The 18,966-nt window shown below is 47.5% G+C and carries 18 protein-coding genes; 7 read left to right on the top strand and 11 right to left on the bottom strand.

The annotated features are described in order from the left end of the window. Window positions 1-71: 71 nt before the first annotated feature. Window positions 72-3,566, top strand: a complete 3,495-nt coding sequence (gene smc / locus VIS94_14405; protein HEY9162266.1) for a chromosome segregation protein SMC — start codon at window positions 72-74, stop codon at window positions 3,564-3,566. Here the strand turns inward: smc and rlmB are convergent. Together rlmB and VIS94_14395 are read right to left on the bottom strand one after the other, a co-directional pair. Next, complete coding sequence (gene rlmB / locus VIS94_14400; GenBank protein HEY9162265.1) at window positions 3,563-4,255, bottom strand: 23S rRNA (guanosine(2251)-2'-O)-methyltransferase RlmB; 693 nt, start codon at window positions 4,253-4,255, stop codon at window positions 3,563-3,565. The genes smc and rlmB overlap by 4 nt on opposite strands. After that, entirely contained in the window at window positions 4,256-5,104 is an 849-nt protein-coding gene (locus tag VIS94_14395) for a nitroreductase family protein (GenBank protein HEY9162264.1), read from the bottom strand. It lies immediately after the preceding gene. 86 nt (window positions 5,105-5,190) lie between these two features. Here VIS94_14395 and VIS94_14390 point away from each other — a divergent pair, with 86 nt between their 5' ends. Then, window positions 5,191-6,774 carry an AAA family ATPase gene (locus VIS94_14390; GenBank protein ID HEY9162263.1) on the top strand — a complete coding sequence of 528 codons (1,584 nt, stop codon included), beginning with the start codon at window positions 5,191-5,193 and terminating at the stop codon, window positions 6,772-6,774. A 303-nt stretch (window positions 6,775-7,077) separates the two neighbouring features. Here VIS94_14390 and VIS94_14385 read toward each other — a convergent pair whose 3' ends face one another. Genes VIS94_14385 through VIS94_14375 form a run of 3 tightly spaced genes read right to left on the bottom strand, consistent with a single transcriptional unit; the run spans window position 7,078 to window position 8,449 of the window. Continuing rightward, window positions 7,078-7,506, bottom strand: coding sequence for a type II toxin-antitoxin system VapC family toxin (locus tag VIS94_14385; protein HEY9162262.1), 429 nt, complete (start codon window positions 7,504-7,506; stop codon window positions 7,078-7,080). Further along, window positions 7,503-7,748: a type II toxin-antitoxin system VapB family antitoxin gene (locus tag VIS94_14380; protein HEY9162261.1), complete on the bottom strand. Its 246-nt coding sequence runs from the start codon at window positions 7,746-7,748 to the stop codon at window positions 7,503-7,505. The genes VIS94_14385 and VIS94_14380 overlap by 4 nt, the downstream gene beginning before the upstream one ends. A gap of 38 nt (window positions 7,749-7,786) precedes the next feature. Continuing rightward, the gene (locus VIS94_14375) at window positions 7,787-8,449 is read right to left on the bottom strand and encodes an SOS response-associated peptidase (protein HEY9162260.1); all 663 of its coding nucleotides are present in this window, start codon (window positions 8,447-8,449) and stop codon (window positions 7,787-7,789) included. 92 nt (window positions 8,450-8,541) lie between these two features. Here VIS94_14375 and VIS94_14370 point away from each other — a divergent pair, with 92 nt between their 5' ends. Together VIS94_14370 and VIS94_14365 are read left to right on the top strand one after the other, a co-directional pair. Next, window positions 8,542-9,450, top strand: coding sequence for an alpha/beta hydrolase (locus tag VIS94_14370; protein HEY9162259.1), 909 nt, complete (start codon window positions 8,542-8,544; stop codon window positions 9,448-9,450). A 73-nt stretch (window positions 9,451-9,523) separates the two neighbouring features. Continuing rightward, window positions 9,524-10,105, top strand: a complete 582-nt coding sequence (locus VIS94_14365; protein ID HEY9162258.1) for an HAD-IB family hydrolase — start codon at window positions 9,524-9,526, stop codon at window positions 10,103-10,105. Window positions 10,106-10,120: 15 nt separating this feature from the next. Here the strand turns inward: VIS94_14365 and VIS94_14360 are convergent, their stop codons facing one another. The 6 genes from VIS94_14360 to VIS94_14335 form a co-directional block, all read right to left on the bottom strand. After that, window positions 10,121-11,830, bottom strand: a complete 1,710-nt coding sequence (locus VIS94_14360; protein ID HEY9162257.1) for a glycerol-3-phosphate dehydrogenase/oxidase — start codon at window positions 11,828-11,830, stop codon at window positions 10,121-10,123. A gap of 26 nt (window positions 11,831-11,856) precedes the next feature. Further along, window positions 11,857-12,987, bottom strand: coding sequence for an FN3 associated domain-containing protein (locus VIS94_14355; GenBank protein HEY9162256.1), 1,131 nt, complete (start codon window positions 12,985-12,987; stop codon window positions 11,857-11,859). A 28-nt stretch (window positions 12,988-13,015) separates the two neighbouring features. After that, window positions 13,016-14,350 (bottom strand): MFS transporter, encoded by a 1,335-nt coding sequence (locus VIS94_14350; protein HEY9162255.1) that lies wholly within the window; start codon window positions 14,348-14,350, stop codon window positions 13,016-13,018. 276 nt (window positions 14,351-14,626) lie between these two features. After that, complete coding sequence (locus VIS94_14345; GenBank protein ID HEY9162254.1) at window positions 14,627-17,134, bottom strand: glycoside hydrolase family 38 C-terminal domain-containing protein; 2,508 nt, start codon at window positions 17,132-17,134, stop codon at window positions 14,627-14,629. A gap of 21 nt (window positions 17,135-17,155) precedes the next feature. Further along, window positions 17,156-17,560, bottom strand: a complete 405-nt coding sequence (locus tag VIS94_14340) for a hypothetical protein (GenBank protein ID HEY9162253.1) — start codon at window positions 17,558-17,560, stop codon at window positions 17,156-17,158. Window positions 17,561-17,755: 195 nt separating this feature from the next. Then, window positions 17,756-17,956: a cold-shock protein gene (locus VIS94_14335; protein HEY9162252.1), complete on the bottom strand. Its 201-nt coding sequence runs from the start codon at window positions 17,954-17,956 to the stop codon at window positions 17,756-17,758. A gap of 313 nt (window positions 17,957-18,269) precedes the next feature. Here VIS94_14335 and rpmH point away from each other — a divergent pair, with 313 nt between their 5' ends. From rpmH to yidD, 3 genes are read left to right on the top strand one after another with little or no spacing between them, the layout of a single operon-like run. Next, window positions 18,270-18,404, top strand: coding sequence for a 50S ribosomal protein L34 (rpmH, locus tag VIS94_14330; protein ID HEY9162251.1), 135 nt, complete (start codon window positions 18,270-18,272; stop codon window positions 18,402-18,404). Next, window positions 18,404-18,739 (top strand): ribonuclease P protein component, encoded by a 336-nt coding sequence (gene rnpA / locus VIS94_14325; GenBank protein HEY9162250.1) that lies wholly within the window; start codon window positions 18,404-18,406, stop codon window positions 18,737-18,739. Before rpmH ends, rnpA begins: the two co-directional genes overlap by 1 nt. Continuing rightward, complete coding sequence (gene yidD, locus VIS94_14320) at window positions 18,739-18,948, top strand: membrane protein insertion efficiency factor YidD (GenBank protein HEY9162249.1); 210 nt, start codon at window positions 18,739-18,741, stop codon at window positions 18,946-18,948. The genes rnpA and yidD overlap by 1 nt, the downstream gene beginning before the upstream one ends. The last annotated feature ends 18 nt before the right edge of the window (window positions 18,949-18,966 follow it).

Raw genomic sequence — 18,966 nt, 5'->3', positions numbered from 1 at the left:
AAAATAATAGTAATATATTTGACAGACATTTGGATTTGCCCTCAAACCCATGCTCTGGTAGAAGATATTTCGTGCGTCTTTCCAGGGTCGAAATCAAAGGATTCAAGTCCTTATGCAAAAAGACGGTGCTCACGTTTCCAGGTGCGGTTACGTGTATAGCCGGACCGAACGGGTGCGGGAAAAGCAATGTTATTGATGCAATCAGGTGGGCGCTTGGCGAACAGTCCGCCAGGGCTCTCCGCGCCGGAGCAATGGGTGATGTTATATTCTCGGGAACAAGGGATGTGCCCCCTTCTTCAATGGCCAGCGTCACACTGGAGTTCGTAAAAGACGGCGGAATTTTCCCCGCATCCATGGACGGCTTCGATGCAATATCAATCTCACGCAGACTGTTCAGGTCCGGCGAAAGCATCTATGAGATTAACAACCTCAAGTGCAGGCTGAAGGACATCACCGACTTATTCCTCGATTCGGGCCTTGGCCGGCAGGGCTATGCAATAATCGAACAGGGAAGGGTCAAGGACATGATACTGGCCAAACCTGAAGATATCAGACATGTGATCGAGGAGGTCGCCGAAATCGGAAAGTTCCGGGTTAAAAGGGCCGAGGCGATAAGGCGTCTTGAGACGACATCAGGCAATCTTGAGCGCATAAAGGATATCATTACAGAGATTGCAAAACAGAGGGACAGCCTTAAGGCGCAGGCAACAAAGGCCAGAAGATATCAGGCCCTGAAAGACAGGATGAATGAGCTGACAAGGCTTCTTTGGGCATGTGAAATCAGAGAAGTGCTTAATAAGCATCAGGAACTCAGCGCCCAGCTGGACTCGGTCGATGAAGAGATCAAATCTTCAAGATCCGCTGCTGAAAAAGAAGCTGCCTTGTTCAATAAACACTCAGACAAGCTTAATAAGATGAAGCTAAGAATTGATGAAATTAATCAATCGCTCAGCGATGCGAAGGCGAGGCATGCGCTTTCCATAGCGGAAAGGGATGCATCGACCGAGCGTATGAAGGATATCCAGTCAACCCTTCTGCAACTTTCCTCGAAAATAGAGACCGCCATGGCTGAATCAGATGCATCGGCCATTGAATTAAAGACTGCCGAAAACGAAAAATCAAGGCTCCAACTGGAAGAAGCGGCCATCGAATCCACTCTCAAGCAACTGACGGAAAAGGAGGAAAAATTATCCGACGAACTGACGGCTGTTTCTTCGGAATATGACAAAAGCCGTTCTGAGCTTTTTGAGAAACTGGGAGTTTCAAGGTTGGTTGATCAGAGAATAAGCTATCTTGATCAGCGTCTTAATGACATGACATCCGGAATATCCAAAAGGCGGGAGGATCTGATCGAACTCAAAGCCGTAATCAGTGAGCAGAAAGAAATGCTCTTAAAGCACGATGTAAAGATTAACGCACTTGAAGATAAAATCAGGACCGCCAATGAGGAAATACTGAAAGTAACAAAAAAAAGAGATTTGATCTCGGATGAGATTGAAGAAAAAAGAAAGGCCCTTTCCGAAAAAGAAAAGCTTCATGCAGGAATGGATGCAAGGATAGAAATGCTTGGCCGAATTGCCGGAATTACGCCACAGGCAACGGACAATTCAGGCGGAAAAAAGCTGATGAGAGTTGCCGATACCATAAAGGTCGAGGCGGGTTTCGAGGATGCAGCAAGCGCCCTTGGAGAAATGCTTGATTACATGATTATTGAAGACCATGATGAATTTCTGGTTTCGGGGAACAGTACAACATCTTCACCCGGATTCATCCCCTCAAAACCTTATATCGGTAATGAAGAAGCCGGAGAAATGCCGGCGGATGAATCCGTCCTCGGGAGCCTCAGAAAATTCATTAATCCCCGTAAGGGTTTTGAAGTCATTGCCGAGGCGGTTACCCGCAGATTATACATTGTAAGGGATATCAAAAGTGCAGTCATGCTCTGGAAAAAGGGGCACAGATCTCATGATTACCTGACCACTGACGGCATAGTGCTTGAATCCAGCGGCGTTATCAGGGTCAATACCGAAAAGGACAAATATGCCGAAATGTTAAAGGCCCGGGCCGAAATTGAGATACAGAACAAGCTTAAAGCCGACCTTGAGATTGAAATGGAAAAAGACAAGGAGACCATATACGCTTCAGGGGATCAGCTGTCCGCTTTGAATGCGGAGATAATCAATCTGAGCGGGAAGCTGTCCGATATCGAAAAAGAGCGTCAGTCCGAGATCATGTCAAAGCAGTCTCTGTCTGACAAAATAGAAACTAATGAAAACCGCACCCTTGATTTTATTAAAGACATAAAATCGTGGGATGATATGACTTCAGGCGTAAAAGACGAAATCAGAGCGGCCCGGGAGGAAAAAGAGAGTGCGGAGAATCTGCTTGCCGAACTAAAGGAAAAACTCAAGCGGCTCGAAGAAAAAAAGCTTGAAGCCGGGAGCATACTCGGCAGGGTTCAGGAAGAAAAAAATACAGTAATGGATAAGCTCGGCAGGCTACGGGTGGATATGGCCTCAGCCCTCGAGAGGATAAAAGGGCTTACTCTCCAGTCCCGGAAAAGGCAGATGGAGATGGAAGCCGACAGACAGAGGGCTGCCGAAATCGCCATAAAGGAAAAAGAGATAACATCCATGCTCGAAAATGCCGAGGAGGTTGTGATAAACACACTGGCCGACATCAGGACAAAAGAGCTCGAACTCGAAGATGTCATGCCCGAATATACGAAATTCTGCCAGGAGACAGGAGAGATCAGCGAACGCGAACAGGCTCTCAAGTCCGGTCTTTCCTCGCTGGAAGAAAAGAGAAACATGCTCGTCCTCGAAGCAAAGGAGCAGGAAATCGCCGGAAGGATGATGATGGAACGCTATACGGGAAGATTCAGCGATGAGACGCTGCCCCTTATACCGGAAGATTTTGATATGGAGGCATCAAGGGAAGAGGTTGCAAAACTCCAGGGCAGGGTTGAGGTGTTGGGGCAGATTAATTTCGCTTCAATAGAGTCATATGACGAGACGCAGGCCAGATATGACGATTTTCATGCACAGTATCAGGACCTCATGCTTGCAAGCGAACGTTTGAGAGAACTCATCAGCAGCATCGAGAGGGAAAGCCAGAAGGAATTTGCATCGACATTCGCCAAGGTCAGGGCGAATTTCCAGGAGATATTCACCACAATGTTCGGAGGCGGCCAGGCCGACATCGTCCTTCAGGAAGGCGGCATGGATGCAGGTGTCGATATCTACGCCTGCCCCCCCTTCAAGAAGCTCAAGGTCATGAGCCTCCTGTCTGAAGGAGAAAAAGCGCTTACGGCCATATCGTTCATCTTCGCCCTCTTCAAGGTGAGGCCGTCGCCTTTCTGTATACTGGATGAAGTGGATGCTCCCCTTGACGATGCGAACATTGAGCGCATCAACCGACTTATACGTACATTCTCAAAAGACTCCCAGTTCCTGATCGTTACGCACAACAAGAACACCATGGAGATGGCGGATATCATCTACGGCGTGACTTTCGATGTGCCCGGCGTAACGAAAGTCGTTTCAATGGACCTTCAGAAGACCTAGCCTCTCCTCACCGCAAGTTCGTAAACCGCTATAGCCGTTGACTGAGAGACATTAAGGGAATTGAACAGGCCTTTCATCGGGATATGAGCAAGAAAGTCGAGTTCTCCTGCTATGACGGGTCTGATGCCAGAATCTTCTCCTCCCAGCACGACTGCAACCTTCTTAAAATCGGGAATTCCGGATAAGGGCTCTTTTGCATGGGCATCAAGGCCTATCAGCCAGAAGCCGTTTTTCTTGAGCCCTTTTATTGCGTTACGGAGATTGACGACCTTTGCCACGACAGCCTTTTCAGCTGCACCTGCCGAGGCCTTGACCACGGCCGGTGTGACCGATGCGGCCCTGTCTTCAGGAATTATGACGGCCCCACCTGCAAGTGCATAAACTGTTCGTATTATGGAGCCCAGGTTCTGAGGGTCTTCGACCGAATCGAGAAGGACAACGAAATTGAGTCCGGACGCATCTTCAATGGTTGCATAACGGAACGGGGATACCCTGGCTGCTATTCCCTGGTGGTTCTTTACACCTGTAATGCGGTCAAGCTCATGACGGGTGACAGTGCTTAAAGAAACGCCTCTGGCAAGCGATGAGATTTTATCATGGCCTTCGCGTGCAACAAGTATTTCAAAGAATTTTCTTTTCTGCGCCCTGAGCGCCTCTTCTATTGGATTAAATCCGTAGATTATCTCCACCTAGCCCTCCGCTACCCAGGTTGCGCTGTATTCGGAAAGTTCGGGGAGCATGATGCCGGGATTCGCCTCTATCCATCGTCCATCGATTCCTGATTCCTTCGCGCTTAACTCAAAGTGGCACATCGCGATGCCCATATCGATCTTCTGTATGTCTATAGGCAGCATCTTTGCATAATTCTCAGTCCTCTGGAGGACGAGGTGAACCTCATCACCGTCTATTATCATCCGCCAGGGCTGCTTGTTTGAGGCCGAAGGCCCGAGCCTGACCATTTCGAGCGGAATTGCATATTTCCCGGCAGCGGCCTCCGTCAAGGGAGCATCGAAAGATTTCATGAAAAAGAGTTCGCTGAATGTTTTACGTTTCTTTGAACCTGCCATAAATCTGAAGGCATTATCTATAATAGTGCGTCTGCCTGCAGTATAGCCTACCGGCGATACGGCTGGTATGATCTCGCCCTCTTCAAGGGCTATTTTCTCGGCAAATACAGTCCTTTTGAAGGAGCCTCCCAGCCAGCAGGTGCCAAGGTTAAGAGATGTCGCGAAAAGGATTATCTTTTCAAACTGATAGCCGAAGTCCTCCATAGCCCTTGGGTTGTCGTTCACCGCACCTGCAATGAATGTTACGGCACCCCTGACAACCCCGTATGTACCTTTAATGCCTTCCTTTTTGTCAGGTGATGTGATTATTTCAAACCTGGTCTTTGAACCTGACGGCGGGGAAGAAAGGCCCTTTATGAATGAATCAAGCTGCGCGAGGATGTCTTCTTTTACAGGATCACCGGTGTAGCTCCTCCATGAGCAGCGTCGTCTGATTATTTCATTTACGGGTTCATTAAAAAGGCTGGGCATGTATCACCTCCTGGCAATATATGCACCGCCTTATAGCACCTGAAAACAAACTGGACAATATCGAGCGCATTTGGCAAACATCAATAATGGCAAAAGAGGAAGAAGCCACACCGGAAAAGTCAGAACAAAAAGGTCTTGATTTCAATCCCCAGTTCAGGGCGGCGATTGAGCTAATGGAGAACAGGAAACAAAGCCTTTTCATAACAGGCAGGGCAGGCACCGGCAAATCGACCCTTCTCAATTATTTCCAGAGGACTACTGCCAAAAGGCATGTCGTGCTTGCACCCACCGGTATTGCAGCAATAAATGTAGGCGGCCAGACCATACATTCATTCTTCGGCTTCGGGCCCGACGTAACTGAGAAATCGGTAAAAAAAATTAAGAATGTCAGTTCAAGGAATATCTACAAGAAAATCGACACCATTATAATCGACGAGATATCCATGGTCAGGGCTGACCTGCTCGACTGCATCGAAAAGTTCATGAAACTGAACGGCCCGGATGAGAAAAAACCTTTCGGCGGCGTGCAGATGGTTTTCATAGGTGACCTCTATCAGCTGCCCCCCGTAGTTTCTTCCACTGAAAAAGAGATATTCAAACTGCACTATCAGAGCCCCTATTTTTTCTGTGCCCGGTCTTTTAAATCCATGGACATGGAATTCATTGAGCTGGAAAAGGTCTACCGCCAGCACGACGATGAATTCATAAGGCTTCTTAACGCCATAAGGAACCGTTCTGTTACTGACGAAGACCTGGCAGCAATAAATAAAAGGCTAAAGCCTGATTTCGAGGCGCCCAAAGATGAATTTTACATCCAGCTTACAAGCACGAACAACATGGCGGATAAAATCAACGAAACCGAGATGGCCAAGCTTCCGGGAAAGATTCATAAATTCAGGGCCATAATAGACGGCGACTTCGGTAATGAATACATGCCCACAACAAAGGAGCTGAGGCTGAAAAAGGGCTCGCAGATCATGATGCTGAACAACGACCAGCAAGGCCGCTGGGTGAACGGCACGATAGGCGTTATGACCGGGACGGCAAAGGATGACGACGGGAATATCCTTATCAAGGCCAGGCTTGATATGGGAGAAGATGTCTTTATAAGTCCTTATACATGGAGCATTTACAGGTTTTTCATCGATGGTTCCCAGCTCGCTTCCGAGGTTGTAGGAACCTTTACCCAGTATCCGCTCAGACCTGCGTTCGCAGTTACCATCCACAAAAGCCAGGGAAAGACTTTCAGCAGGGTGATAATAGACCTGGGCCGCGGCACTTTTGCACACGGCCAGCTCTATGTCGCGCTTTCAAGGTGCGTGAGCCTCGAGGGCATAGTGCTTAAGAAGCCTGTAAAAAAGGAGCATATCCTTCTTGACTGGGAGGTTGTTAAATTCCTGACGCAGCACCAGTACTCCCTTGCTGAAAAGAAGCTCAGCCATGATGACAAGCTTCGCATAATTAAAAACGCAATCTCCGGAAGCAACCAGATTGAAATCCTCTATTTGAAGGCCAAGGATGAAAAGTCCCGCAGGGTAGTGAAACCCCTTGATGTCAGGCAGATGGAATATAAAGGGCATTCCTTCACCGGGCTCGATGCATTCTGCCAGACACGCAGGGAACGCAGAACATTTAATGTGGGCAGAATCCTGGAGATCAAGGTTCTATAAGTTCCGATTTGCCTGAATCAAACATCGCTCAACCATATATATCGTGCTATTCCTTATAGTTCATCTGGAATCAACAGGTATGAACATCTTTACAAGAAATCATATTCACCACGAAGGACACGAAGCACAAAGGTAATAAATGTTGAGAGGTATAAGCGGTCTTCTATAAATCCTTATAGGCTTTTCTTCGTGACCCACGTGCTCTTCGTGGTGGATGCTTATTAAGACATCTAACTTGTATTATTCGGCGGTTATGCTTGATTGAATAGTTCTGTAAGATATCTTTTCAACTTGTTCGTCTGTTTATTCCAATGGATTCTTATATTTAATTTTAGGAAATCTTTTGAAATCCTTATCCGTTGAATACAGCGTGCAGTTGTGTTCGATTGCAAGTGCGGCAAGGTGGGCGTCAGATACGAGATTTGCGCTCGCCTGCCCTGATATGAGCATGTCTGTGAAGATATCCCAATGCCTTGACGTCGGATGGATTATCCTGGTGCATGGCTGGTTTATCCAGCTCAAAACCCTGTCAAGTGCTTCACTGGTTGACAAGGGGTTATTGAAAACCCTTGGATTAGTGCCGATTCTTATGAATGCATTGATAACTTCCCAGCACAGACATACCGGCTCTTTTCCTGAGAGTGCAGAACTCCACCATTTAAGGGCTTTTCTGTTAAGCGGACTGCCCGAGTTCTCGGCATAAAGCAGGATGTTGGCGTCAACAAAAATCACTTGAAGTCTTCGCCTTCGATCCGGCTTAACAATTCCTGGACATTGTCTATCGATATGCCGGATTTCTGACCCATGTTGCGGGGTTTCATGCGATAAGGTTTCTGCTTCTGCTTCGATTCGATTAAATTGAGCCCTTCTCTCATGGCCTCGTTGATTATTGACCTGAAGGGTTTTTTCCTGCTTGTTGCAACAGCTCTTGCCCTGTCAAGCACATCCTCATCTATCACTATTGTAGTTCTCATAAAGGCATCATAGCATCATATAAAATGATGTCAAGGCATCACTCAGCTGAAATTCTTATACAATCAGCGGAGTTGTTCAGAGGCGAATTGACGAGAGGTGAAACCGGATAGGCGTCCATTTCTTCTGCTGGATAAGGTTTAAGAAAATTCATGACATCCACTCTGTCGTGACCAAGCCATAAATCATAGGAATCGGGAGGCATTATCACAGGCATTCTCTCGTGTATGTCTGCAACAAGTGAATTTGCCGCAGTTGTGATTATGGTCCCGGAGACGATGGCATTCCCTTCTCTTTCCCATATGTCCCAGAGGCCTGCAAAGGTGAACGCAAGGGAATCCTTCATGTGGATGAAATATGGCTCTTTTGCTTTTCCATTCTTTTTCCATTCATAAAAACCTTCGGCAAATATGAGGCAGCGCCTCTCATTTATAAGCTTTTTGAATGATGGCTTTTCGGTGAGCGTCTCGGCGCGGGCGTTGATCATCCTGTATCCGATGGAGATGTCCTTTGCCCATGACGGGACAAGGCCCCATCTTATAAGCCGCACCTTATTCGAGCCGTCGTTGAGAATTGCAGGGATATTCTGGGATGGTGCGATATTATAGTTCGGTGCGAATTCGATCCTTATCTGGTCAATGTCCGCATCGGGCATGAGCCTTTTTATTTTTGAAGGATCGGTAAAGACGAATCTTCCGCACATAATATCCCCATTTTTTTCATGCACAGTCTTTAAACATCTGTTATTTCTGATTAGGATAATCTTTAAAAGATTTCCATGCAAGGAGGTTGGTTATGAGAAAAATATCCGGGCTTCTTTTTATCCTGTGCGTTGCTTTTCTTTCCGCACTGCCCTCTTTTGCCGGAAACACGATACCCGCCGGATTCAAGGGCGGCTTCGTCAATGTTGGTGGACAGCAGTTAAGGGTTTATCAGACGGGGGCAGGGCCGGATCTCCTGCTTATCCACGGCCTGCCCGGCTCCATCGAAGACTGGGAAACCGTAATTCCGGAACTCTCGAAAAATTTCCGCGTAACGGTATATGACAGGCCTGGCCAGGGTTTCAGCAGCGCCAATAAATTGAAGTATGATCTCAATCAGAATGCAGACATGGCATTTGCCTTGATCGAGAAGCTCAAACTCAACAACCCAGTCGTTGTCGGCCATTCCTACGGAGGCAGCACGGTTGTCGCAATGGCTGAACGAAATCCCTCAAATGTAAAGGCGTTTGTCGCGGTGAGCGCCGTCACCACAAACGAGGAGCCGGAGACAATATTCAAGATACTCAAGACCCCTGTGATCGGCCCGGTCTGCGCCTGGCTTGCAAAATTGTTCACGGGATGCAGCATGGTCGAGGACGGTGCAAAAAAGGCCTTCCATCCAAATGAAAATGTCATGCCCGCCAATTATGTCAAAATAAGGTGCATGATATTCCTGCAGCCCAAAGTCATAAAGACCATGTCAATGGAGGTTGTATCTATGGGACCCGATGTAGTCAAGATGGCGCCCCTTTACAGCAGCATAAGGAAGCCTCTCTTCATCGTCCATGGCAAGAGCGACCAGGAAGTCCCGGTTTCTGATGCCATCCTCCTTAACAAGGCCGTTTCCGGTTCGAAACTCATCCTGCTTGATAACACCGGCCATATGGTCCAGTACGCCAGACCCGCCGAACTGATTAAAGTTATAGAAGAGGCGGCACAATGACATGAGGCTACGTGCAGCACGCAAATGGCTTTCATGTCGATGAATGCAGATAGAAAGTGTGAGAGGGACGAACATGCACCTGGCATTATTCGATTTCGACGGCACCATATCCACCAGGGACACAACATGGGACTTCATCTTCCGTGCTTGTGGCAAGGGCCGTGCACTCGGTGGCATCATCCGGCTGGTTCCCATATCCATTGCCTACAGCTTTAAACGCATCCAGCATCATGACGCCAAACAGGCGGTCATCAGACATTTTTTCGGGGACTGGGAAAAGGAAGCATTCGTCGAAGAGGCCCGGCATTATGCAAGTGAAGTCGTACCAACTATCATACGGCCTGAAGCGCTTAATAGAATAAAATGGCACAAGTCTCAGGGTCACACCGTGGCGGTAGTCACCGGTTCGCTCGAAATCCTTTTGTCAGACTGGTGCACCGGCCTGGGGCTCGACTTGATAGCCACCGGACTGGACCTTGAAAGCGCCCAGATCGGTCTTTCCACGCGCAACTGCTTCAAGGAGGAGAAGGCCAGACGCATCCGGGAAAAATACGCACTTGAAAGCTTTGAATGCATCCACGCCTACGGGGACAGCAGCGGTGACCGCGAAATGCTGGCACTGGCAGATATACGGTATTATAAACGTTTCGAATGAACCAGAGTTTTACACCTAAAACCAGATCGTCTTTTTTATATATTCATTATAATGCCTGATTTCGGTCTCCTTCCTGGCATCATCCCAGCCGTAATATCCCGCCGCTATTTCCGCCACCTTTTCTGCAAGCTCGGCCTGGAGGTAATGCCATATCGTCCATTGAGATTCCGTTCTGCGGCAGAGGATGTCAATGAGCCTCGGGCAGTTCTCATATTCAAGGATGAATTCAATCTCGGCCCGGCATATCGGATAATCTTTAAGGAGGGACTTCCCTGACTCCGGGTCTGATTTGATCTTCTCGAGTATGTCTATCGCCTGCCTGCCATACTGCGTATACAGATATTCAAGCTGATCGGGCCATGAAACTCCAGCAAGGGCTTTATTTTTTATCGTTTTATTGAAATCGGTCCTCTTCATGCCTACAACGAAGGGCTGCATTGAAAAACCGGGGATTGAATGTTCAGGGACTGAAAAGGCGCTCATATACCCTTTTTCGATGAGTTTGAAGATAAGCTCTTCGGCCATCAGTCTGAATGTAGTCAATTTGCCGCCCGCTATCGCAACAACCCCGTTCTTCAAGAAAAATATCTCGTGTTCCCTTGAGACAGCCGATTCGCTGGCCGCGCCTTCCTGTTTGATCAGTGGCCTTATGCCCGCATATGTCCCTATTATATCCTTGTAAGTGAGGTTTGCCTTCGGGAACATCCTGTTGACAGTCCTGAAAAGGTAATCACAGTCCTCTTTCGTGCACCATGGTTCATCAAGGTTTTTCGACTCCTTGAAATAGTCGGTATCCGTTGTGCCGATAACCGAGACCTTTCCTCTCCTCAATACGAAGAAAAACCGGTTGTCGTCGAATGAGCGCAGCCCCAGGCCGTTCCTGTTGCCTATCCTTTCATTGGGGACAACAACGTGTACGCCTTTTGTGGGATATATCCTGGAAGTTCCGGAATCCTCATTCTTAAGAATTTCATCCGTCCAGATGCCGCCGCAGGCGATAACAATTTTGCCTTTCACCTCATACTCATGTCCGTCAAGCGTATCACGCACCTTGACGCCGCAGACCTTTCCGGAGCCATCCTTTAAAAATCCGGTAACCTCAGAATAGTTCAGGGCACAGGATCTTCCTTTCGAGTAATTAAGGCTCTCTTTAATCGTTTCTATTGTAAGCCTGGCATCATCAATATTCGTGTCATAATAAAAACCGGATATGAGAAATTTGCCGAGAGTCTCCTCGTTCCGGGTGAAATTGGGTTCCGCCCTTTTCATCAGCCATGAATTATATATCTTCGGCAATCTGTAATTTTTAAACTTTGATCTGAATCCCGATAAGACGCTGTATAAAATCATTGTGTAGATAATATGCACCGGCTTATCCTTGCCCTTTGCGAACGAATTGAAATAAAAGCCAAGCGGCCTTACCATATTCGGGAAATGATTTCTCAGCCAGTTTCTTTCGGTGGTGGATTCGCGCACCAGCTTGAACTCCCTGTTGCCCAGATAACGTATACCCCCGTGCGCCAGCTTGGATGAGCGGGATGAAGTCCCAAAAGCGAAGTCATTCTTGTCAAGAATGCAGAAAGACATTCCCCTCAATGCCAGTTCCCTGGCAACTCCAGCCCCGGTGATACCGCCGCCGATAATGATTGCATCGAAATTGAGTGAAGCCGCCTGTTTACAATGTTCCGCCCTGGCCTTTGCACTCCATGTATCAAATATAGCCATTATTGCCTCCAAAAAATATGTTGGTTTTAATCGGGTATTATTCTCAAGGCAGAAACGAACCCCTTGTAATAAAATGAGTCCTTTCTGAATGCCCGTATCTGCACACCTGTCGGGATATGATTTCCGGCCGAATCCGTCATATCGGAAACTGTATCATAACTGTCTATGACAAGCCATTCTCCGGTTTTCGGATCTTTGCCTATCCAGATGGCGACATGGTCTGCAGTATCTTTATCCTTATCTGTATTAACAAAAACCATATCTCCCATTTTAAGCCTTCCCGTTAGTTTATCAAAATCGGGTTTGAACAGTCTGCCTTTTATTGTCCTGACTTTAGCGGTGGAACCGTCAGGCATCATTACCGAGGACATCTTGGCCTGTTTCTTGATATAGCCGGTGAATTCTATGCCGAGTCCGTAATTATATACCCATGAGACGAAATTCGAACTGTCAGTACCCTGACTCTGATGCCTAAGCCTGACAGGAAGCAGTGAGTTCATGGGCCACGACTGGGGAGGGTCCCAGCAGATAAGATAATGATACTGGTACTGTGCGTTTATGTATCTGGCTGCCACGGCGATGATGCGCCTGCGCAGCCATTCCTTGTCTGAATGTTGCGGAACTTTAATATCGGCAAACTGTTTAGCCTTTGGTCCCCAGTACATGTTTCTAACTGAAAAAGCTCTTTTCTTATACCAGTCCTTCTTCGCAGGTTTTGTTTCGAGGGCGCCATCTCTTTCGACAAAATCCGCTGTCAATGACGGATCTGAAATAATAAACGAAATGTCATAGGGAGATGAATAGACAATATAGCTGATTGTTGAAAGAGGGCTTACCCCCTTCCCATTATAGAATGCCATTGCCCTTATGGTAGTATCCGATGTTATGACTATCGGGGAAGTGTACTTGATGCCTGCTGCTGTCGGTATTGTGCCGTCTGTAGTATAATATATTGTTGCATTTCTTATATCTGTATCAATGGCAACAGGGGTATTTCTGGAAACAACAGCCTTGTTCTCTGATGCATAAACCTCATCCGGAGGCGGAGAAAAGGTTATGACCCCTGTTCCCCATGCCATACCATAAAATGTAAAATTGACCGCCGCCAGGATGAAGATGAATCTCAGGGCGGTCATGTTTTTTCCATGAAAGAACATTTTCACGCTGCCTGCTCCTTTGCTGTAATCAATGCCTCATTTCCAGTGCTTTTTTATCCATCATAATCTTTAGAGCCTGCTCGTCTTTCGGAAACGTGACAACCATCAGCAGCTGAAGCAGTCCGCAGAGTACCCAGAACGAGTTGGCGATATTGAATGCCATAGTCCTTCCGAATGCAACAATAAAAAGACTGATTACCGCAGGCCCGAATCCCTGGCCTAGCGAGTCTGTAAGGTTCGAAAGCGAAAGTATGGACCCCCTTGTTTCTGGTGAATTTACATTAAGGGTGATGGCCTTCATGTTCGGTGCGGGAAGGATTACGGTGAAACCTGTTATTACGGCGAGCAGGAGCGGCACGATCACGCTCGGATCATGTACGCCCGCCTGTGAAGGGTAGTTTATCAGGAATGCCATAGGTATGACGCCTGCTATGCATGAAAAGCCTATGAAAACCGGGAGGTATCTGGGATTCTTGTTGTAGATCTTGTTGCCGATAAGGCCGCCCACGAAAGAGCCCGCGAGCACGGCCGCCCCTCCTGCCATAACGATGAGAGTTGCCATCTCGACCGAAAAACCTTTATCCTGTGCATAGAAATCGTTCAAATAGATGAAGAACACCCCCCAGGGTATGCACCCGGGAATGCCCTGGATGAGCACCAGCAGGTTGGTCTTTATCTTGAATATGTTCTTGTAAAGCGAGCGGTTGATTTTTCCGGTATATACGGCGCCCTTTTCAATAAGCTCTTTAAGGCTCTCTTCGGCTATGCCCCTCGGCGGTTCCTTGACGAAAATCCAGAATATGAAAACGAGTATCATGTTAGGGGCAGCCACGAGAATAAAAGGCAGACGCCAGCCGTATTTGGAACCGATGAATCCGGCTATGAGCTGGCCAACGGCAACACCCATTCCCTGTACGAGCGTAATCCATGCCGCCGCAGTCGCCCTGTTTTTGTGTGAAAAGTAGTCGCCGATCAGCGAAAACGTTATCGGTATCGCACCGCCAATGCCTATGCCTGTAAACGCCCTCAGCCAGAAGAGCTGCTCGTAGCTGCGGGCGAAACCAGTCAGTATGCATGGTATGGAACCTATCAGGACAACGGCGATGAAAAGCATCTTGCGGGATACCCTGTCCGTGAAATAGCCGATCACTAGCGTTACCAAGGCGCCCAGGACCCAGAACACGAGCGATATCTGGCCGCCCAGTTTCACGTCACGCTCGACCGCATTGAAGCCGAAGTCCCTGGCGATTTGAGTAAGGTTCGGAGCCATAAGGTTCTGGTCAGCAAAAATCAAGAGGTTGATTACGGCAAGCAATATAATGGCAAAAAACTCATTCTTTCTGAAAGACGATTCGGCGGACATCGTATCTCCTTCCGGCAAAAACTTTTCAAAAAATTATAATATGCTTTACCCCATTCCGCGCATAATGCAACAGGGGTTGAAGGTTTTATCCCGGGAAAATTTTTATGCCGGCCATTAGATACCGGCTGACAGGATATGATCCCCGGTCGGAGAAATTATTATAATTTACAGGAATTTTGTACTTCCATTATTTGACAAAGGAATTGAAGTAAATTTCCATTTAACCCTTTTTCTGAATATTTTGGACCAGATTTCAATTTGCATACTCTGATGCCTTCAGAGCTCAAGTTCTATCATGCTTGTTTCTGATACAGGCGCTTCTGGTGTGTCAGGAATGAAGAATGTTTTAATCTCGCACGGCCCGAACACGGCGGTAAAATCCCTGTTGCATATACCGAGCGTGATGGTCGCCGACACAGGTGTGCCTTCGGTCTCGTAACAGCGCAGGATATATCCGCCGCCGTCCTCAGCCCTCTTGAATACTGTAGCGATAACGTTTCCGGCTGATATGTTGATGCCCTGCATCATCTTTCCGAGTGGACCTTTATGATATGTCTCCATGATCTGGGTAGGCGAGGTATTGAGTTCACAGGCCTTTTTCGTAGCGCCTGACTGCTGCCACGCGCCTTCATGCGGGATAATGGCATAATTGAACTCCTGGACGCCCTGGTCCATGAACTCACAGAAAGCGTCTCTTTCCGCATAACCGTAATGATCGGCGTATATGGGGCTTCTTACCGCACTCATGCTCAGGGTGTTTACGCTTGCGCTGAAGCTGTATTTCGCATCGGTAATGATAGTCAGTCCGCAGGCGATGCTGCTTTTACAATGAGTTCCGGAAAGATCGGCCCACTGCAGGGCGGGCACTTCCAGGCCTTCGGCAGGCCTCTCGATGAATCCGTACGGTATCTCGTAGGTTGCATGGACGCCCTTTATGTTCACCGGGAATTCGATCTTTAGCATTTTGTGCCTTTCCTGCCAGTCGAGTCTGACCCTGACATTGATATCCGGTCTGTCGTGATAAAGTATGAAGTCCTGCTGCAAGACGGACCTTTCAAAGCGGTTGGTCACCCTCAATATCGCCCTCAGAGGGCCCGTCTCCAGGACTTTCATCTCTGTGTCGCCGAAGCGGCCCATCACCTTATCGAACCTGAAAATAAAATGCGCCCATGTATCGGAATCATGTTCATCGATCACGACAGGTGCAGCACCGGGGCCTGAAAGAATGTCAGAACCCGTTCGCTTGTCATAAAGCCTGTCGATGTTGCCGGAAACCGGGTCGAAATCGAGCCTTATGAATGCGTTTTCAATATGGGTCTCCGAAACATTCAATGCCCCCGGGATTGCTGCTGTCGGGATTTCAAGGTTTCTGTATATCGTGAAAACGCGGTAGCCCATAGCCGGTATCTTTCCTATGAACAGTGTATCCAATTTATCGTCGAGGTTCATCTGAGGCGCGCGCACATGCTGGATCATCAGGGCGCGACCGGCATCATCGGTGACGGCCTTCACCTGCCTATGCACCTGAATGGGGGCCTCGATCTCCCAGGAGAGGGTGTTGAAAACCACAAGCGGGATTCCCCTGTTTTCATGCTCCCATAGTATCCAGTCCGTATCTTTGCTCAAAGGGATGTCTTCGCCGCATGAGGTATCTATTGACCAGGATATCTTCTGCACTGCGAAATTCATCTCCTCTGATGCGATGTTCAATGCCTCGCCGTAGGCGCTGAAGACATCGTCATACGCCTCTTTTATGCAGCAGCCGGTGATTATGTCGTGGAACTGGTTGAACAGCACCTGCTGCCAGGCCCTTTCGAAGCGGGAGTTCGGAAAGGCCGCACCGGTAAGCAGCATGGCGGCGGCCGAGAGCTTTTCGGACGCCATGAGCCTGTTCTCAGCAAGCCTGTTTAACTTTTTCACGGCTGAGTGGGCGCAGTAGGCGCCGCTTGCATGGTGCTGAAGGTCGTCTCTGACAACAGGAATGTCCATCTTCTTGAGCTTCATGTCGACAAAATAGGCATCGGGCGAACTCATTATCAGGGATTCTTCTCCCCATTCCTCTTTAAGGGCCTCGATCATCTTGAGGTTTGATATGGTAGGTCCTCCTCCGTGATTTCCCACGCCGAAAAAGCCCATGAGTTCGTAACCTAGCTGAGAGGTCAGCGACCTTGTGGCAATCAGCTTCTGTTTTTCCGTGGGAGCGGCATCATTGGGGTCTCCCCATTCCTGGTTGTAGCAGAACGGGATTCTGAAGGTGAGCACACGGCTGCCGTCCGGACTCTCCCACCAGAAGAGCGGCCCCGGCAGGTCTTTTTCATCATGGGAAGGCCTCATGAAGACATAGTTCTGCATGCCGCTTTTTAATAAAATCTGTGGCAGCATGCCGCTGTGACCGAACGAATCCACGTTATAGCCGGTCTTTGCAACAAAACCGAACCTGTCAAGGAAATACCGCTGGGAATAAAGCCCGTGCCGCACGAACGACTCACCGCATGGAAGATTGCAGTCGGGCTGTATCCACCAGCCGCCGACTATATTCCACCTTCCTTCTCTGACCCTTTGTCTGATCTCTTCGAAAATCTCAGGGGCGTTCTCTTCCACCCATTTGTAGTATAGGGCGCTGCTGCAGGTAAAGGTGAAATCAGGGAACTCCTTCATACGCATGAGGACGGACAGAAATGTCGCTTTCACCTCGGCGAGACCCTGCGGCTTTTTCCAGAGCCAGACAGGGTCCAGATGGGCATTTCCTATAAGATAAATCTTATAAGCAGTCCCGGATTTCATTAGAAATAAATTTACAGCTTCTTATTGAGGTTTAATTGTAATTGTACCTGCCGGCCGAAGCTTACCGACCACTACCACGGACATGATTTTCGTATTATTGAAAACAGTGTTATTGGGGCTGTTGAGCTCAACCATGAAATTCTTGTTTGGATTTTCCAATGCGTTATGAAGAATATCAACATTGGGAGTATAATTTTCAGTGGATTGGAAAGTAATAGTGGCTTGAATTTTACGGCTTGAACCGGTTTCATTGGCAAATATTCTTACGATTACATCGCTCACCCCGTAGGAATATTCATATCCAGTCACCGCACCTGTAAACTTGTCATTTCCCGCACCCCTGATTTCGATTGCCGTAACCTGAGCATAAGCAGCTGTACTCATGAAAACAACAATCAGCAATACAAATGCTAACATCTTCTTCATAATCAATCTCCTTAACAATAAAATGAGACTTCATTATAGTAAAAACACGTAAAAGTTGCATTTGAATTAATTTTTAAGACTTATTTTCAGTTGAGTTCATCTGCGAAGGTATAATACTTCTGGAAAAAACTTGAAATTGACAAAACAGGGCGGCTTTGGCCGCCCTTGATTCCGAATTTTATGAGGCTGTTATTATTAGGCTTTTAAAACGTTTGACGCCTGCGGACCTTTGGGGCCGTTTGATACATCAAAAGTTACTCTTTCGCCTTCTTCGAGTGTTTTGAACCCGTCACTTTTAATTGCTGAAAAATGCACAAACACATCAGTTCCGCTTTCTTCCGTAATGAAACCAAATCCTTTTTTCTCGTTAAACCACTTCACTGTTCCTTTTGCCATATTAAATACCTCTTCTTCCAGTGACCAGCCCAGGCAATTGAGATGGTACCGATTTTCATTATTTCTGAAACACGATTCTTTCGGCAAACACTTCAAGGTAAACCAGGGCTTCCTTTAAGGTTCATTTTTCCGGTATATTTGTATCGCATATCAGATGGGCGCAAGACTTACGTGATGTCAGCAACATTGTCAAGTTAATACTAGTACAAATACTAACTTAACAACTATCGTTTTGGCGTCCAGTTTTATTTCTTGACAAGAAAGAATCGTATATGCAAATAGTATCCCCCTAATTTTAGAATCGAGGTGAGCAATGAAGCGGACTTATCAGCCACACAACACGAGGCGGAAACGCACTCACGGATTTCTCGTTCGTATGCGCACTAGTGGCGGAAAACTGGTTATCAACAGAAGGAGGGCCAAGGGACGCAAGCGTTTGGCCGTTTGATGTCAGACGAGAGATTTCCCAAGGAATTAAGGCTTACCAAAAGACATGAGTTCAAGAAGGTAGACGAACATAAAACTGAACGGCTGATTACGAAAAATCTCATTATTCTTGTTGCACCGAATTCATTGAACCTTGCACGCATAGGTCTGACGGTAAGCAAAAAAACAGGTAACGCAGTAAGGAGAAACAGAATCAAACGATTGCTGCGTGAAGCTTTCCGACTGAACAAGCCTTGGTTTGCACCGGGAAAAGATTATGTTCTCATTGCAAGGTCCGGTCGAATTGACAATCTGGCTGGGATTTCTCTGGAAATTGAAAAAGTCCTGAAGAAATGATGCTGAAGAAATTCTTTCTTACTCTTATCAAGTTTTACAGACTGGCAATATCTCCTCTTTTCCCATCCAGCTGCAGGTTTCATCCGACATGCTCACAATATGCCATCGATGCCATCAACAAATACGGTGCAGTCAGGGGCATGCTTAAAGCAGGCCTGAGGATATTGAAATGCCATCCTTTACACCCTGGCGGGTATGATCCTGCCTGACATTAATTATGGAGACTT

The organism is Desulfomonilia bacterium (assembly GCA_036567785.1).
GTDB lineage: Bacteria > Desulfobacterota > Desulfomonilia > UBA1062 > UBA1062 > DATCTV01.
This window is presented reverse-complemented; position numbering and strand designations above follow the sequence as displayed.

Coding starts and splice junctions, on each gene's coding strand:
- VIS94_14395 (HEY9162264.1), bottom strand. CDS start 5,104: ATGCCCAGCCTTTTTAATGAACCCGTAAATGAAATAATCAGACGACGC.
- VIS94_14390 (HEY9162263.1), top strand. CDS start 5,191: ATGGCAAAAGAGGAAGAAGCCACACCGGAAAAGTCAGAACAAAAAGGT.
- VIS94_14380 (HEY9162261.1), bottom strand. CDS start 7,748: ATGAGAACTACAATAGTGATAGATGAGGATGTGCTTGACAGGGCAAGA.
- VIS94_14375 (HEY9162260.1), bottom strand. CDS start 8,449: ATGTGCGGAAGATTCGTCTTTACCGATCCTTCAAAAATAAAAAGGCTC.
- VIS94_14370 (HEY9162259.1), top strand. CDS start 8,542: ATGAGAAAAATATCCGGGCTTCTTTTTATCCTGTGCGTTGCTTTTCTT.
- VIS94_14365 (HEY9162258.1), top strand. CDS start 9,524: ATGCACCTGGCATTATTCGATTTCGACGGCACCATATCCACCAGGGAC.
- VIS94_14360 (HEY9162257.1), bottom strand. CDS start 11,830: ATGGCTATATTTGATACATGGAGTGCAAAGGCCAGGGCGGAACATTGT.
- VIS94_14355 (HEY9162256.1), bottom strand. CDS start 12,987: ATGTTCTTTCATGGAAAAAACATGACCGCCCTGAGATTCATCTTCATC.
- VIS94_14350 (HEY9162255.1), bottom strand. CDS start 14,350: ATGTCCGCCGAATCGTCTTTCAGAAAGAATGAGTTTTTTGCCATTATA.
- VIS94_14345 (HEY9162254.1), bottom strand. CDS start 17,134: ATGAAATCCGGGACTGCTTATAAGATTTATCTTATAGGAAATGCCCAT.
- VIS94_14340 (HEY9162253.1), bottom strand. CDS start 17,560: ATGAAGAAGATGTTAGCATTTGTATTGCTGATTGTTGTTTTCATGAGT.
- VIS94_14335 (HEY9162252.1), bottom strand. CDS start 17,956: ATGGCAAAAGGAACAGTGAAGTGGTTTAACGAGAAAAAAGGATTTGGT.
- rpmH (HEY9162251.1), top strand. CDS start 18,270: ATGAAGCGGACTTATCAGCCACACAACACGAGGCGGAAACGCACTCAC.
- rnpA (HEY9162250.1), top strand. CDS start 18,404: ATGTCAGACGAGAGATTTCCCAAGGAATTAAGGCTTACCAAAAGACAT.
- yidD (HEY9162249.1), top strand. CDS start 18,739: ATGCTGAAGAAATTCTTTCTTACTCTTATCAAGTTTTACAGACTGGCA.